This window comes from Rhizobium sp. SL86 (assembly GCF_026672545.1).
Taxonomy (GTDB): Bacteria; Pseudomonadota; Alphaproteobacteria; order Rhizobiales; family Rhizobiaceae; genus Neorhizobium.
Map to the genome: position 1 here is coordinate 310,217 of NZ_JAPPRJ010000008.1, position 15,843 is coordinate 326,059.

16 protein-coding genes are annotated in these 15,843 nt (G+C 63.6%); 6 read left to right on the forward strand and 10 right to left on the reverse strand.

The genetic code is table 11. The features are described from left to right. The first annotated feature begins 202 nt into the window (after positions 1 to 202). A complete protein-coding gene (locus OU993_RS22435; protein WP_268161130.1) occupies positions 203 to 598 on the forward strand; it encodes a hypothetical protein in 396 nt (131 codons plus the stop codon). Positions 599 to 859: 261 nt separating this feature from the next. Here OU993_RS22435 and OU993_RS22440 read toward each other — a convergent pair whose 3' ends face one another. The 6 genes from OU993_RS22440 to OU993_RS22465 form a co-directional block, all read right to left on the reverse strand. Then, positions 860 to 1,171: a helix-turn-helix domain-containing transcriptional regulator gene (locus OU993_RS22440; protein WP_268161131.1), complete on the reverse strand. Its 312-nt coding sequence runs from the start codon at positions 1,169 to 1,171 to the stop codon at positions 860 to 862. A gap of 12 nt (positions 1,172 to 1,183) precedes the next feature. Continuing rightward, a complete protein-coding gene (locus OU993_RS22445; RefSeq protein ID WP_268161132.1) occupies positions 1,184 to 1,510 on the reverse strand; it encodes a type II toxin-antitoxin system RelE/ParE family toxin in 327 nt (108 codons plus the stop codon). 110 nt (positions 1,511 to 1,620) lie between these two features. Then, positions 1,621 to 3,687: a hypothetical protein gene (locus OU993_RS22450; protein WP_268161133.1), complete on the reverse strand. Its 2,067-nt coding sequence runs from the start codon at positions 3,685 to 3,687 to the stop codon at positions 1,621 to 1,623. A 10-nt stretch (positions 3,688 to 3,697) separates the two neighbouring features. Beyond that, complete coding sequence (locus OU993_RS22455) at positions 3,698 to 6,508, reverse strand: DUF4159 domain-containing protein (protein WP_268161134.1); 2,811 nt, start codon at positions 6,506 to 6,508, stop codon at positions 3,698 to 3,700. Then, positions 6,505 to 7,425, reverse strand: coding sequence for a DUF58 domain-containing protein (locus OU993_RS22460; RefSeq protein WP_268161135.1), 921 nt, complete (start codon positions 7,423 to 7,425; stop codon positions 6,505 to 6,507). The genes OU993_RS22455 and OU993_RS22460 overlap by 4 nt, the downstream gene beginning before the upstream one ends. Before the next feature lie 45 nt (positions 7,426 to 7,470). Next, positions 7,471 to 8,484 carry an AAA family ATPase gene (locus OU993_RS22465; RefSeq protein WP_268161136.1) on the reverse strand — a complete coding sequence of 338 codons (1,014 nt, stop codon included), beginning with the start codon at positions 8,482 to 8,484 and terminating at the stop codon, positions 7,471 to 7,473. Positions 8,485 to 8,656: 172 nt separating this feature from the next. On the opposite strand from OU993_RS22465, the gene OU993_RS22470 reads away from it, so the two are divergent. From OU993_RS22470 to OU993_RS22480, 3 genes are read left to right on the forward strand one after another with little or no spacing between them, the layout of a single operon-like run. Then, positions 8,657 to 9,280 carry a DUF1285 domain-containing protein gene (locus OU993_RS22470; protein ID WP_268161282.1) on the forward strand — a complete coding sequence of 208 codons (624 nt, stop codon included), beginning with the start codon at positions 8,657 to 8,659 and terminating at the stop codon, positions 9,278 to 9,280. Further along, positions 9,277 to 9,924 carry a CoA pyrophosphatase gene (locus tag OU993_RS22475; protein WP_268161137.1) on the forward strand — a complete coding sequence of 216 codons (648 nt, stop codon included), beginning with the start codon at positions 9,277 to 9,279 and terminating at the stop codon, positions 9,922 to 9,924. The genes OU993_RS22470 and OU993_RS22475 overlap by 4 nt, the downstream gene beginning before the upstream one ends. Continuing rightward, positions 9,921 to 11,183, forward strand: coding sequence for a CCA tRNA nucleotidyltransferase (locus OU993_RS22480; protein WP_268161138.1), 1,263 nt, complete (start codon positions 9,921 to 9,923; stop codon positions 11,181 to 11,183). The genes OU993_RS22475 and OU993_RS22480 overlap by 4 nt, the downstream gene beginning before the upstream one ends. A gap of 31 nt (positions 11,184 to 11,214) precedes the next feature. Here OU993_RS22480 and OU993_RS22485 read toward each other — a convergent pair whose 3' ends face one another. The 3 genes from OU993_RS22485 to hemF all read right to left on the reverse strand — a co-directional run bounded on the left by OU993_RS22485 (position 11,215) and on the right by hemF (position 12,831). Further along, positions 11,215 to 11,409: a DUF1059 domain-containing protein gene (locus OU993_RS22485; protein ID WP_268161139.1), complete on the reverse strand. Its 195-nt coding sequence runs from the start codon at positions 11,407 to 11,409 to the stop codon at positions 11,215 to 11,217. Between the two features lie 110 nt (positions 11,410 to 11,519). Next, complete coding sequence (locus OU993_RS22490; RefSeq protein WP_268161140.1) at positions 11,520 to 11,720, reverse strand: hypothetical protein; 201 nt, start codon at positions 11,718 to 11,720, stop codon at positions 11,520 to 11,522. 202 nt (positions 11,721 to 11,922) lie between these two features. Next, a complete protein-coding gene (hemF, locus tag OU993_RS22495; protein ID WP_268161141.1) occupies positions 11,923 to 12,831 on the reverse strand; it encodes an oxygen-dependent coproporphyrinogen oxidase in 909 nt (302 codons plus the stop codon). Between the two features lie 176 nt (positions 12,832 to 13,007). Between hemF and OU993_RS22500 the strand changes: the two genes are divergently transcribed. After that, positions 13,008 to 13,265, forward strand: a complete 258-nt coding sequence (locus OU993_RS22500) for a hypothetical protein (RefSeq protein ID WP_268161142.1) — start codon at positions 13,008 to 13,010, stop codon at positions 13,263 to 13,265. A 164-nt stretch (positions 13,266 to 13,429) separates the two neighbouring features. Continuing rightward, positions 13,430 to 14,389, forward strand: a complete 960-nt coding sequence (locus OU993_RS22505; protein WP_268161143.1) for a flagellin N-terminal helical domain-containing protein — start codon at positions 13,430 to 13,432, stop codon at positions 14,387 to 14,389. 181 nt (positions 14,390 to 14,570) lie between these two features. Here the strand turns inward: OU993_RS22505 and OU993_RS22510 are convergent, their stop codons facing one another. Next, entirely contained in the window at positions 14,571 to 15,833 is a 1,263-nt protein-coding gene (locus OU993_RS22510; protein WP_268161144.1) for a hypothetical protein, read from the reverse strand. Positions 15,834 to 15,843: the final 10 nt, after the last annotated feature.

The window sequence follows — 15,843 nt, forward strand, 5'->3', positions numbered from 1 at the left end:
CTCCATGGTCGAATGGACGCACGTGTGTCCCCCGGCGACGCACGAAGCCGCGGCGAAAGAACAGCGGCACAGAGCTGCCGCAGCGCCGGCACCACGGCTCGATCGATGACACCACGCCAGCGGTGCCATCGCCCGGTGCAACGATGCCGCCGTTTGTGGACGCCTTCAGTCGTGAACCCTCTGGAACGACGGGTGGAGAGTGATGCGTCACGTTTTTGCGAGCCTGCCGATATCGGCGGGAGCGATCGGCATGGGCAAAGCGCCCCGGCCGGGTGCTCTGGTAGCGCCGTCCGGCTGCCCGCAGGCTGGTCACGGCGCGCCGCATGGGCGCAGGCAGAACCGCAATAGCGCTGACCCCGATCGCAATGGCGGCAAAGCAGAACCTGCGCGCGACACCGCCCGCAGAGGAAGAAACGAGCAGTTTGCATCGCGGCGGCGCACCTTTCGAAGCGCCGTCGGGATTGATCGGAGAAGCTCGACGGAATGCGCCAATACCATTATAATGACGCTCACCGTGAACCAGTCGGCAGTCCTGCGTGATGACAGCCACGTCATCTCACAGATGCCTGAGGGATTGGACATCGAATTGGCCTGGTAGCTTTGGTCGATGTCTGTTTGCGGCGCTCCGCCAGTCTATCATTGACGGACGCAGCGCGGGATGTGCCTCAGTCGCCCTCCGGGCTCCTGACGCCACATCCCGCGCTCATCTCCCCCATCAAAACCTTTGCAATAATCTCAGGGCCCTGTCCGCCGCGTCCAGATTCGCCGTAATCCCGTCTCGGCACCAAATATGCGCGGTTCTCAACAGCCACCGACAGCGGTTTAGCAGACGCATGCACGGGCGGAAAGTCGGGAGGGGTCAGGTCTGTGAGGTGGTTTCTTCCAGAGGACGGACGGAAAGGCGCAGCCCCATGCTGCGCAGGAGGGCGCTCAGGCTGCGCAGTTCCGGATTGCCGCTCTCCGACAGGGTTCGGTAAAGCTGGGTCGGGTTCAGCTCGGCTGACCGCGCCACAGCCGGCACGCCGCCGAATGCCTTCGTCATCTGCCGAAGCGTCACAAGCAGTTCGCCCTGATCGCCCTCGGCCAAGATCGCATCCAGCGTTGCCGCGGCAAGATCCGGGTCCTTTCGGAAGATCTCCTCCATCGACTCGTCATGACTGCGGTCCTTCATGATATTCGTCTCCTAACCATCAGTCCGGTCGCTCCAGTCGCGCCAGAAGGCATGCGCGCGCATGATATCGGCGTCCTGTGTGCGTTTGCTCCCGCCACAGAGAAGCAGGATGACCTGTTTGCCGGTGCGCGCGTAATAGACCCGGTAGCCAGGACCGACGTCGATACGAAGTTCATGGATACCGTCGCGCAGGAATTTGCTGTCGCCGAGATTGCCCTGTTCGATCCGGTTCAGCCTGCGAATGATCGCGATCTTGCCCTGCACGTCCCGCAAATCGCGCAGCCATTCGGCAACCACATCTGCGCCGTCTCGCGTAACGTAATGCCTGACATCCAGCATCGTCACAAATTCGTTTAAAAACGATTATTAGGGTCATTCTGTCCTGTCGTCAATGATGACAGGGACAAGCCCGAAAGGAGAAAGCTTCTCCTTTCGGGTCTTTTTACACGTCACCGTCCCTCGCGCCACCACATCGCGGAGATGGCCATCAGCAGCACGGCAAGGCCGGCGAAACCGGCAAACAGCGGCGTGGTATCGATGCCGCGCAGCACGGTTTCGTCGGTCATGCGGATGACCATGCGGTTCGGGTCGTTGATGCGGACCTCGCCGCGCACCGGCAGAATGTCGGGCAATTGCACGCTGTCGCCGTCCTCGATACGGGTTACGAGGCCGCGGGTCTTTTCAGCATAGGGCGCAAGCGTTTCCGTGGTGGAAATCATCGCCTTGAACTCCGGGGCGTCCACGGTGCCGATATGCACGAGCGTGGAAAACTCGCCGTTCGAGACTTCGAACAGGCCGGTTTCCTCCATCCGCTTTTCGATGCGATACAGACCGGGGCCGGCGGCGGTGAAGGGAATGCTTTCGGTGCGGCCGGACGGATAACGGATCGTTGCGGGACCGGGATCGTCGCCGATTGTCTGGCGGGTGGCCTCCAGCGTGCGGCCGACGGCGCGTGCGGTCAGCGCCTCTTCCTCCAGTTCCGGTTCCTTCATCAGCCAGTGCGCGATGCGGCGATAGAGCGCCACATGCGGGCCGCCGCCTTCGAAACCGCGGGCCCAGAGCCAGCCCTGGTCGGAGAGAAGCATGGCGACGCGGCCTTCACCCTCGCGACTGAGCACCAGAAGCGGGCGGTTGCCGTCACCTTGCATCACGGTTTCGCCTTGCGGCTGGGTGACATCGATGGTGCGGAACCAGCGGCCCCAGGCGGGCGGTTCGCTGCCGGAGCCATCGAGACCGCGGGTGACCGGGTGTTTTTTGCCGAGATCGGAGAGGCGCGGGAAGAAACCGGCCTGATGTACGTCGCCTGTTGGCGCTGCCGGCAGGACGGTCGCGAGCGGCGTGGACGCAATCGAATCGCGACCGGCATGTTCTGGGCCTGCGGCGATCAGCAGTGCGCCGCCGTTTTCGACATACTGGGCGATGTAATCGTAATAGAGAATCGGCAGCACGCCGCGGTGCTGGTAGCGGTCGAAGATGATCAGGTCGAAATCGTTGATCTTTTCGACGAACAATTCGCGTGTCGGGAAGGCGATCAGCGACAGTTCGTTGATCGGGGTGCCATCCTGTTTTTCCGGCGGACGCAGAATGGTGAAATGCACCAGGTCGACCGAGGCGTCGGATTTCAACAGGTTGCGCCAGGCCCGTTCGCCGGCATGCGGTTCACCGGAGACGAGCAGCACGCGCAGGTTCTGGCGGATACCGTCGATCACGTGGACGGCGCGGTTGTTGGCGGTCGTCACCTCGCCCGGCAGTTCGGCAACGGAAAATTCCATCACATTGCTGCCGCCGCGCGGCACGGTGAAGCTGAACGGGATCGGTGCGCCGGGTGTCGCCTGCAGGTTGGCGATGATCTCGCCGTTCATGCGCACGGTGACGGGTGCTGCGCCACCCTGGGCACGACCGTCATCAAACACCCGGAGCGTCATCTGCTGTTCTTCGCCGACAATGCCGAAGCGCGGCGCGCGCACCACCTCGACACGGCGGTCGAATTCGTTGGCGCGGCCGGTGATCAGGCCGTGGATCGGTGCGTTGAAGGGCAGGGTCTGGTCAACGCCCGGCAGATCGTGGATCTGGCCATCGGTGAGAAAGACGGCGCCTCCGACGCGGCCCGGCGGCACATCGGCGGTCGCGGTCGAAAGCGAGGAGAACAGTCGTGTGGAGGGCGTGTCGGAATTTTCGTCGTCCCGCACCTCGACGACGCGGGTTTCGATGCGTGGAAAACGCGAGAAGCGGTCCTGAAGCTGTTTCAGGGCCTCGTCCGTCTGCGCCACCCGTTCCGGCGTGTCCTGGCTCTGCGACCGGTCGACAATGACGGGAACGATGGTCGACAGCTGTTCGCGGTCTTCCTGGGTCAGCGTCGGATTGGTGAGTGCAAGCAGCAGCGCCGCCAGTGCCAGGGCGCGCAAAAGACTGCCGCGCAGGCCCCGCCACAGGGAAAGGACAACGAGGATCGCCGCGAATACGGCGAGCACGGCGAGGACGGGCAGCGGGAGGAAGGGCGCAAACTGAATGTCCATCATCGCGCTCCTATTGTCCCAGCCGTTCAAGCAGCGCCGGCACATGCACCTGGTCGGCCTTGTAATTGCCGGTCAGCATGTACATCATGATGTTGACGCCGGCGCGGTAGGCATATTCGCGCTGCATCTCATCCGGCGGCACCGTTGGCAGCACGGCACGACCCGAGTCGTCGATCGCCCAGGCGCCGGCGAAATCATTGCCGGTGATCAGAAGCGGCGTCACGCCATCACCGGTCGAGGAAAGCTGGCTGCCGGAATTGCGGGCATCCTGACGTGCCTCGACCCAGAGCGGGCTGCCGGAATAACGGCCGGGGAAGGACGACAGGAGATAGAAGGTGCGCGTCAGCACATGGTCTTCCGGCGTCGGCTCCAGCGGCGGGATGTCGATATTGGCAAGAATTTCCTGAAGCCGCTGGCCGTTGGCACTCGGCGCTCCGCCGGCATCGAGCGTGTTCAGCTGGTCGCGCGTGTCGAACAGCACGGTGCCGCCATTGCGCATATAGGCATCGATGCGGGAAATCGCCGCCTGGGTCGGCATCGGCGCGCTGGCCGAAATCGGCCAGTAGATGATCGGGTAGAAGGAGAGCTCGTCCCGGCTGATGTCGAGGCCGACCGGGGCGCCGGGTTCCAGCGTGGTGCGGTAGGTGAGGAACTGGCTGAGACCTTCCAGCCCCTGTTCCGACAGGCGGTCGACATCGGCTTCGCCGGTCACGACATAGGCAAGGTGCGTGGTATCCAGCCGCTCCAGCGCCTGTTCATCGCCCGGCTTCAGATCCTGCGCCCGGCTTTCGTTCGGCGTGAGGGCGAAGGGAAGGAGGGCAAGCATCAGCATGGCCGCCGTGGAGCGGGCCGCCCGCGGGGTGCGGGCAAAGGCGCCGTTCATGACGAGCACGATCAGGCTGTCGATCAGGAGCATGATCAGGGCTGCGGTGAAGAGGGCAGGGCGCAAGGAGATCGCCTCGCGTCCGACCAACGCCTCGCGGGCAACGTTCATTCCGGCTCCGTCGAGAGCGACCGGGTTCAGCTGCGCATCCGCAGGCAGAAGATTGACGGCGGTAAATCCGTCTTCCGAGCCGTAAAGACCGGGCGGATGGTCAAGGCTTGCGACAGGCACCTGGCCAGCACTCACCGTGATCGGTTTTGCCGCGGCCGTTTCGGCTGTCAACACGCCGGTCGCGTTCAGCAGTCGATAGGGCGGCAGGGAGGCGGCGGTTTCCGATGTCTGCGCATTGCTCTGTGCGCCGCCGGCGCGGGACAGCTGCACGATCCGGCGCAGCATCTCGACGAAGGTGCCCGACAGCGGCAGGTCGGACCAGGTCGCTTCCGCACTGACATGGAAGAGCACGATGCGGCCTGCATCGATCTGCTGCGTCGTCACCAAGGGCGTGCCGTCGGCCAGGCTGGCCCAGGTCCGTTCGGCAAGATCCGGTGTCGGTTCGGCAAGAACCTGCCGTTTCACGGTCACATCTGTGGCGCGCGGCATGCCGGCAAAAGGCCCGAAGGTCGGGAAATCCGCCAGCGGTTGCGGTTCGGCCCAGGAGAGTGCGCCGCCGAGCGCGCGTTCGCCGCGGCGCAGGATGACCGGCACCAGCGGATCATCGGTCGGGGCAGCGGCGAGGCGCGGGCCGGCAAACCGGATCAGCATCCCGCCGCGGGCAATCCAGCGCTGCAGCGGCTCATAGGTCTCGGCCGGCAGACGGCCGATATCGGCCATGATGATCGCGGACGGGTTCTGCTGCAGGATATCGGGGATCGAGGCGGAGAGATCGGCGCTCTTCGGTTCGATGAGATCGGCATAAGGCTGCAGTGCGCGGCTGATGTAATAAAGCGGCAGGAGCAGCGGCTGCAGGTCGTTGCCGCCATCGCCGGCAATCAGCGCCACACGACGGCGCTTGAAACCATCGTCCAGCAGGTGGACGGCTCCGGCGCTTGCGCCGTTGTCGATCGAAAGCCGTGCAAAATCGTTGCGCAGTTCGAAGGGCGCGGCAATCTCCGCTGTTGCCGTGGCGGCGCCTGCGGCAAAAGACAGTTCACCGCTTGCCAGCGAGCGGCCCTGCTGGTCGAGCGCGTTGACGGTATAGGTCGCGGACGCGTCGCGCGTCAGCCGCGCGGCCGTAACGCTCATCGCGCCGGCATTGTTGGTGGCGCCTGTTAGCGCCAGTGCCTGACCGCCATCGCCCTCGATCAGGCGCAGGTCGGCAGGCGAGAGGCTTTCGAGAGCGGACATCATGTCGGTATCCTGTGGCGTCGCCACACCATCCGACAGAAATGCGACGGTACCGGGGCGGGTACCGTTGAAGGCTTCGGTCAGCGCCGCGGCGGCCCGTTCGCGCTCCGGCACCAGCGGTTTCGGTCGTGCCGCCATCAGCTTTTCGCGGGCGGCGGCGGCACTCCCTGGCACGGCGTCATGGGTGGGATCGGCGGTGAAGACGATCGCGACCGGCAGGTCGGCATTTTCCGCGTCGCCGATCATGATGTCGGCGGTTTCCACCCGCCGTTCCCAGTCGCGCGCCGTCGACCAGCTGTTGTCGACGATGATCGCCAGCGGTCCGGCGGTCGACAGCGAACCGGTGCGCGGGTTGAGAACCGGATCGGCAATCGCAAAGATCAGGGCCGCGGCCATCAGCATGCGCAGGAGCGTCAGCCACCAGGGGCTTTTCGCCGGGGTTTCCTGGCGTTTCAGCACGGAGGCAAGGATGGCAAGCGGCGGAAACACTTCGGCCTTCGGGCGCGGCGGGGTGAGCCGCAGCAGCCACCAGATGGCTGGAAGCGCCACGAGCGCGATCAGGATGGCGGGGCTGGCAAAGGCGAGGGCACTCATGCGCGCGCTCCCGACAAAACGGGTGGATTGCCCGACAGATAACCGTGAATGGCGGCGAGTGCCTCGGATGCGAGATGATCGGTGCGATGGAAAACGAAGTTCCAGCCCATGTGGCGCAGCGACTGACCGAGGTTTTCGCGGCGCGCCAGATAGGCGCGCTGGTAGTCTTCCTTCAGCGTCTCGGCGCGGCCGGAGACCAGCTTTTCGCCGGTTTCCGGATCGGTGAACTCGGTGCGGCCGCTATAGGGGAAGATCTCTTCGGCGGGATCGGCCACCTCCACCACATGTCCGCGCAGGTTGCGGCGGGCAAGCGGCGTGATGCGCTCCATGATCCGGTCGGCATCATCGAGAAAATCGCCGATCAGCACGATATCGCTTGCCCCGCGGATCATGCCGGTCTCCGGCATGCCGGCGGTCGGCGGGGCATGCATGATGGCGGTCGCCAGGCGTTCGGCGGCATTGCGGGCGGCGACCGGCTCCATCACGCCGGGGCAGCCGATGCGTTCACCGGAGCGCGCCAGGATTTCCGCCAGCGCCAGCATCAGCACCAGCGCGCGGCTTTCCTTCGACACCGTGCCATAGGTCGATTTGTACATCATCGAGGCAGACATGTCGGCCCAGAGCCAGACGGTGTGGGCGGCCTCCCATTCCCGGTCGCGGACATAGGTATGGTCATCGCGGGCGGAACGGCGCCAGTCGATGCGGGCCAGGCTTTCACCTTCCGAATAAGGGCGGAACTGCCAGAAATTTTCGCCGATGCCGCGTTTGCGACGACCGTGCCAGCCGGCAATCACGGTATTGGCAATGCGGCGCGCCTCGACCATGCAGTCCGGCACCAGGATGGCCCGCTGCCGTGCGCGTGCCAGCACCTCGCTGCCGGGGGTCTGCGGAACGATCTGGCCGATGGATGATGCCACGCCTGCTCCTTTGATTTCGTCTGTTCGTATGGGCCGCGCCCGGCGTTAGCCGCGCGCCTGCTTGACCAGTCCCTGGATCACGTCACGCACGCTCATGCCTTCCGCGCGCGCCGCAAAAGCCAGCGCCATTCGGTGTTCGAGCACCGGCTCGGCAAGGGCGTGCACGTCGTCGATCGACGGTGCGAGTCGTCCCTCGTAAAGCGCCCGGGCGCGGGCACAGAGCATCAGCGCCTGGCCCGCACGCGGGCCGGGGCCCCAGGCCACATGCCGGTCGGTCAGCGTGTTGCCCTGGCCGGGACGCGCCGAGCGCACGAGCGAGAGGATCGCATCGACGACGCTGTCGCTGACCGGCATCTGGCGGATCAGGCTCTGGATCTCCTGCAGCCGTGGCGCATTGATCACGCCGCGCGGCTTGGCTTCGGAAATGCCGGTTGTTTCGAGCAGGATCTGCCGTTCGGCTGCGAGATCGGGATAAAGCACATCCACCTGCAGCAGGAAGCGGTCGAGCTGGGCTTCCGGCAGCGGATAGGTGCCTTCCTGTTCCAGCGGGTTCTGGGTTGCCAGCACATGGAAGGGGGCGGGCAGATCATAACGCTGGCCGGCCACCGTGATGTGGTATTCCTGCATGGACTGCAGCAGCGCCGACTGGGTGCGCGGCGAGGCACGGTTGATTTCGTCGGCCATCAGCAGCTGGGCGAAGACCGGCCCTTTCACGAACCGGAAGGAGCGGCGGCCCGTTTCGTCTTGGTCCATCACTTCCGTGCCGAGAATGTCCGACGGCATCAGGTCGGGCGTGAACTGGATACGGTTGGCATCGAGCCCGAGGACTGCGCCGAGCGTCGTCACGAGTTTGGTCTTGGCAAGGCCCGGCACACCGACGAGCAGCGCATGGCCGCCGGAGAGGACCGCGATCAGGGTGTTCTCCACCACCTGTTCCTGGCCGAAGATGACCTTGCCGACTTCGGCGCGAATGGCGGCGATATCGGAGAGAGCCTGTTCGGCCGCGGCAATGATCGCCTTCTCGTCGAGTGGAGTTTCGGTGGAAGTCATGACGCCCATGTCGGTCTCCATCAGGCTTTCTCACCGGCGTCCTGCCGGGGATCGCGAATCGCTTCTGTGGCACGATCACATCGTGCTCTTGAACTTATTCCCACGCCAGCCGCTGACAAGAACGATCGAAATGACTATCTCGTGAGAGAGACGCGCATACATGGCAACCATGAATGAAATTATGGCAGGCGAAACGATAAACACCGCGACGGATGCTGCAGGCCTTGCTGCGATGATTGCGCGTGCGGCCGAGCAAACGGGTGACGGCAAGCGGGGTTTGCCCCCCGTAGAACGTTGGAATCCCCCGTTTTGCGGGGATCTGGACATGGAAATCCGCGCGGACGGTACCTGGTTCTATCTCGGAACGCCGATTGGCCGGCCGGCGCTGGTGCGCCTGTTTTCCACCGTCCTGCGCAAGGACGAGGATGGCAAAACCTATCTCGTCACGCCTGTGGAAAAAGTCGGAATTCGCGTCGAGGATGCACCTTTCCTTGCCGTTGAAATGACCGTGACGTTGCGTGAAGACGTTCCCGTGATCACCTTCCGGACCAATCTCGGCGATGTCGTCGAGGCCGGCGAAGAGCATCCGTTGCGTTTCAAGATCGTCGGCGAAGAGCGCCAGCTGAAGCCCTATGTGCATGTCCGCGGCCGGCTGGAGGCGTTGGTGTCACGGGCCGTGATGTATGATCTCGTGGAGCTTGGCGAGGTGATCGAGGTGGATGGCGTGGCGATGTTTGCCCTCCGCTCCGGTGGCGCCGTCTTTCCCGTCATGCCGGCGGACGAACTGGATATAGCTGCCCGATGAGTGATGTCCTTGTGCAGCCACCGCTGTTTACCGCTGCGGATTTTCGCCGCCGTGCCCAGAACCAGAGGGGTGCGGCGCTGGCGGATGCCGTGCATGATCATGGCGATCATCTCCTGAACCCCGGCATCGTCCAGCATGTCGAGGGGCTTGCGCTGAAGGATGCGGCGGTGCTGATCCCGGTCGTCGATGACGAGGATGGCGCAAAGATCATCCTCACCCAACGCACCACGGGGCTGCGCAAACATTCCGGCCAGATCGCCTTTCCGGGCGGAGCGATCGATCCGGAGGATGGCGGGCCGGAAACCGCGGCACTGCGCGAGGCGGAGGAGGAGATCGGTCTTGACCGCCGTTTCGTCGAGCCGGTCGGCCGGCTGCCGGATTATTTTGCCGCGAGCGGTTTTCGCATCACCCCGGTGCTTGCCGTCGTCCAGCGCGGTTTCGATCTGACGCTCAATCCCACCGAGGTGGAACACGCCTTCGAGGTGCCGCTCTCCTTCCTGATGGATCCGGCCAATCACAGCCAGGGCAGCCGGGAATGGCAGGGCGCGATCCGGCATTTCTACGTCATGCCCTATCGCGACTGGCATATCTGGGGCATTACCGCCGGAATCCTGAGAACACTTTACGAAAGGTTATACCGATGACGAGCCTCGCCGGTCAGACCTGGCTCACCGATCCCGCCGTGCAGGCGGTGTTTTCACTCCTGAACGCCGATGGCGGGGAGGGGCGGATCGTCGGCGGCGCTGTGCGCAACGCGCTGATGGGATTGCCGATTTCGGATGCCGATTTCGCTACCACCAATTTGCCGGACGAGGTGATGGCACGGGCGAAAAAGGCCGGCATCAAGGCGGTGCCGACCGGCATCGACCACGGCACCGTGACGCTCGTCATCGACGGCCGCGGTTTCGAGGTGACGACGCTGCGCAGCGATGTGGCGACCGATGGACGCCACGCGACGGTCGCCTTCGGGACCGACTGGCAGGCGGATGCGGAGCGACGCGATTTCACCATGAACGCGCTCTATGTAACGGCGGACGGCGCGGTGATCGACCTCGTCGGCGGCCTTAAGGATATCGAAAGCCGCACCATTCGGTTTATCGGTGACGCCTCTGTCCGTATTGCCGAGGATTACCTGCGCGTTCTGCGCTTCTTCCGCTTTTTTGCCTATTACGGCTCCGGACGGCCGGATGCCGACGGGCTGCGCGCTTCGGCCAAAGCGAAGGATCGGCTGGATCATCTGTCGGCCGAACGTGTCTGGACCGAAATGCGCAAGCTCTTTGCCGCGCCCGATCCGGCACGCGCCTTGTTGTGGATGCGCACCTCCGGCGTGCTGACCGTCATCCTGCCGGAAACGGAAAAATGGGGCATCGATGCCATTCACGGGCTGGTGGCGACCGAACAGGCGCTGTCCTGGACGCCGGATCCGCTCTTGCGGCTGGCCGCGATCATTCCGCCGGATACGGAACGTGTGGTGGCGCTTGCCAAGCGTCTGCGGATGTCGAATGCCGAAAGCGAGCGGCTGCTGCAATGGGCACAGGCGCCGCAGGTAACGGTGGACCTGGCCGAAACCGCGCTCGATCGTCTGCTTTATCGGCATGGCAAGCCGGGGCTTTTGATGCGGCTCAGGCTCGCTTTGGCGTCGGCGCGAGCAAGCGCCGTCGGCAATGATCAGGACATGCTGAAGGCAGCGAAACTTTCGACGCTTCTGGCGCGTGCCGAACGGTTCGAAAAGCCGAGTTTTCCGCTCGGCGGCAGCGATGTGATGGAGGCCGGCGTGCCGGCCGGCCCGCGGGTTGGCGAGTTGCTGCGGGAGCTTGAGAGCCTCTGGGTGGAGCGCAATTTCGCGCTTAACCGGGCAGCGCTTGCCGCCCGGCTGAAGGACATGATCGATCAACAGGCCTGAGAGGCCCGCAATGGAGCGTCGCCGATCCGGTTCAGGCGGATGCCTTGGCCGGATCGTCGCTGCGGATCCGCGCCTTGATGTTGTCGATCATGTTCTCACGGATATAGGTCTCGCCGTGGACCGAGCGCATGTGCTCGACCGCGCGGCGCACCACTTCCGCATCCTCATCTGCCCGGGTGTGCCAATCGCATCCCGGGACCAGAGTTCCACATTCGAAACGTCGCATAGGAGCCTCCATCCGTTGATGATGGGCATTCCGTTTCCTCCAAACGGTCCGCCCCCATGGCTCAACGGATCAGGATCGGCTGTGTTCCCGTGGCTGATGCCGCAAACGGTCTAATCCGACAGGGCCCAGGCGTGAAAGACCGACGGATGCGCCTGGCCGGCGCGTTGATCGGCCGTTCCGGCGTCATTGGCCGCAGCCGATGTCGTGCGCGCCTCGCCGGCCACTTGCCGGCGCACCTGCTCGACATAAAACGAATGTGGCAGGTCGGTGTCGCTGCGGGCACGAAGCTCGGCGGCCATCCTGTCGATCATTTCAGGGGTTTCGATCAAACGCGCCTTATCTGTACCCGTTGGTACTGGCGCGGTGGATACTGGCACGCTCCTCGATGTAACCATGACATCCTCCTCCGGTGCAGTTCGTTGAAAACTACCACCGGAAGCTTGATTCGGATATGTCAAATGTCAACTCAACAGAGTGTCACATTTTCGCCGGATGTGCTCTTTTGGCCAGTTCTTACGGCCAGCGCACGAGGGGCGGCAGGGATGACAGGATCGACTCGACATTGCCGCCGGTTTTCAGGCCGAAAATCGTGCCGCGGTCGTACAACAGGTTGAACTCCACGTAGCGCCCGCGCCGCACCAACTGCTCGTCCCGGTCCGCGTCCGTGACCGGCGTGTCGAGGTTGGCGCGGACGATCTTCGGATAGACGGCGTGGAAGGCGCGTCCCACATCCTGGACGAAGTCGAAATTGGCCTGCCAACCGCCTTTGTGTTCCTCGGGATACAGCCAGTCGAAGAAAATGCCACCGATGCCGCGCGGTTCGTTGCGATGCTGCAGGAAGAAATATTCGTCGCACCAGGCCTTGTACCGGTCGTAATCGGCAACGGTCTCGTGCCGTCGACAGACCTCCTCCATCGCGCTGTGGAAGGTTTGCGTGTCGATGTCGTCCTGCGAGCGGCGGCGGTTCAACATGGGCGTCAAGTCCGCCCCGCCGCCAAACCACAGGCCGGTGGTCGCCACCATGCGGGTGTTCATATGCACGGTCGGGACGCTGGGATTGACCGGATGGGCGATCAGCGAGATGCCCGAGGCCCAGAACCGCGGATCTTCGGTCGCGCCTGGCATCTGCTTGCGGAATTCCTCGGAAAACTCGCCATGGACGGTGGAGGTGTGCACGCCGACCTTTTCGAAGACGCGACCCTCCATCATCGACATCACGCCGCCGCCACCCTTGCCATCCTCCCGCAGCCAGGCTTTGCGCGTAAAGCGGCCGGCCGGCCGGTCGGAACCGGAGAACGCATCTTCCAGTGCCTCGAAGGTGGTACAGATCTCGTCACGCAGGTGTTCGAACCAGGCGCGGGCGGAAGCCTTCTTCTCCTCGATATCATCCGGCAGGCCAACGGGGATCTGCGGTCTTTCCATGGGCTTCCCATCCTCTGATATCTCAAGACGGTCCGGGCCGGCCGCCTCTGTGTTCGTGTCACGCTCTGGGCTTTAGCCAAGGCTTGGTCCCGGTGCAACCGGACAGGTTGGCACAGCCGATTCGACTCATGCCGCTGCTTGTGCCAAACTACCTGCCATCCTCAGAGGTAGAACGTATGGCAAAGTTCTCACCACCGCCGCTTGCCGGGCTGAAGCGCAGGATCGATCGCCACCGCCAGGAGAAGGCCGGTGATGCGCAGGGACTGTTCGTTCGGCAAACCTACACGCTCCCCCGGGACGATGCGCGCCAGAAGGCGCAGGAATGGTTCGATGCCTTCCCCAAGGCCGCCTACTGGACGGAAGTGGAAAGCTGGCGGCAGCTGGACGGCGACAAGATCGAATTCACCATGCGGCGGTTGCCGACCGCCGACTGATGGCGAAATCCGATAGCCGGCTTGTGCCCCGCCGATTCTGATGGAATTACGGCCTTTGCTAAAATTCTAAGATCTCGTGAAAGCGAACCGCAAAACCTGCACGTTAAAACCTGTTCGTGTGGGCGAGAAACATTCTCGCTTTAGGACAGGTTTAAGGGGTGTAGATGGTATCGACCTCAGTCAATTCGACAGCAGCTTCCGCGCTCTCCCTGCTGGGCGGGACGACGCGGGCGTTGAGCGAAAGCACGACGCGTGTCGCGTCGGGACGAGAGGTGCAGTCGGCATCGGACAATGCGGCTTACTGGTCGATCGCCACGACCATGAAGTCGACCAATCTCTCGCTGTCGAGCGCCGAGGATGCGCAGGCCTTTTCCGCCGCGATCGCCGATACGGCTGCCGTCGGCATGGCCCATGCCAGCGAGATCATGTCGGAGATCCAGTCGAAACTGATCCTGGCGAAGACGCCGGGCGTCGACAAGGATGTGCTGAATTCCGAAATTACGCAGCTGAAAGAACAGCTTGGCACGGTCGTCGACTCGAGCTCCTTCAACGGTCAGAACTGGCTGAAGACATCGGCGAGCGAAAGCCCGAAGATGGAGAGCATGGTCGGTTCCGTCACTAGCAATGCGCGTGGGGATGTTTCGGTCAATGTCATCAACTTCGACCGCAGCCAATCCAACCTTGTGGCGGAAGGTGATGCAAGCGACGGTCTTTTGACGCGTTCCTATTCCGGCATCACCAAGTCCGGGTCGGCTTACGATTATTACCTCCTCGATGCCGGCTCGACGACGCCGGCCGGCGGTTCTGCCCGCGAGATCGGCCTGTCGAGCACGACGACGGATGACGAGATCGACGGCATGATCTCCGCCATGAACAGCATGATGAAGGGAATGACGGATGGAGGGGCTACGATCGGCGCAACAAGCAGCCGGATCGACACGAACGCCGATTTCCTCGCCAACCTTCAGGACGTGACCCAGATCGGGATCGGCACGATGGTCGATGCCAATCTCGAAGAGGAGTCTGCTCGCCTGGCTTCGCTTTCGGTGCAGCAGCAGTTGCAGACCATCGGTCTCAACATCACCAACACATCGATGGCGGCAAGTCTGAAGATTTTCGCCTGATGTGAGCAGTTTGCCTTGGCGGGTGAGAGAGGGAAGACTTTCTAGTCCCTTGTCGTCTCTTCCTCTCGCCCGCCAGACCCGAAAATGCCGGTGGGGAAACCCGCCGGCATTTTCACGTTCATCATCCGTTGATGGAGGCCCGGCTGATGGAGGCCCGGCGAGTGAACGACCGGGCCGGTGTTCAGCGTTTGCGGCTGCGCGCGGCCCGTCTGGTGGCCGCCGGCTTGTCTGCCGGCGGCGGTGTGAGCACCGGTTCGGCTGCGATTGGGACGGGCATCTCGGTCACAGCCATCGGCAGCACGTCTTCCTCGACGGTGTCCTGCATGTCGGGAGGCGATGCGGGTTCGGGCAGGGGCGCGGCAAACACGGGCGCCGGAACCGAGGGCTCGGCAACCACGACCGGCAACGGTGCTTCCTCGACGACGACCGGAAGCGATAGCGGGGCTGCTTCGCTCATTTCCGGTTCGGCGGGCAGCGGTTCGTTTGTGTTGCTCGCCGTGCGATTGATCGCCCTTGCCATGATCTTGTGCACCACGTCGGTCACCGGCAGGTGGTTTGGCAGGTCCGTATTGGTGTGATGCAGGGCGTTCGGCACGATCTCGTCGGTATCGAGGAAACGCCGGGAGTTCAGTTCACCGAACCAGTCCCATTCGCCCATCACGTCGATCACCGACTTGAACATCGGCGGCATGGCGATACGGGCGCTGAGCGTGATGACGGTTGCCCGCGCGGCGAGCTTTTCGGCCGCGCTCCGTTCTTCCTTGACCAGATTGTAGAGCGCCTCGGAAATGACTAGGTTGCCCTTCGAATGGCCGACCAGCAGCGAAAATGACAGGCGGGGATCGCTGAGCAGCGCGCGCACCGTCTGGGTGTCGAGGCTGCGCTCCTGCAGGCGTTCCGACGAAAGCCGGGTGGCGGCGCCAAATTGCGGCCGTCCGAAGAATTCGTCGAGGATCTCGAAAGAGTGGCGAACGCTGTTCAGCGCACCGAACAGGAAATAGCCGCCCATCGCCTCGGTTACCACGTCGGCGAGACCGTAGCCGGAAATGACGGCCGCGACCGGTTTGCCGATCGCATCGGCGACATTGCGGGCGAGTGCTGCGGAACCGAGCGCCGAACTGCCGACGCCGGCTACCACCAGCGCGTCGATCGTACGACCGCCGCCCATGATGAAGTCGTCGATCGTGTCGCAGAGCGTCAGGGGCGGGCCGCCGGTGGGCGGCACGATGAGGATCGCGCCCTCGGCGGCAAGACAACCGCTGATATAAAATACTTCTTCCGCCGTGACCGTTTTCACGTCGTAGAACATGGCGTCCAGCGAGGTATTGCGGCGCCGTAATGCCTCCAGGGTCAGATTGCGCACGGGGGAGTGCTGAATCCGTTCGGGAAGGCTTAAAGTTCGGGCAAACTGGGTGACGCCGTGGGTGAATGCGGTGGGGAACATGATCCGTCTC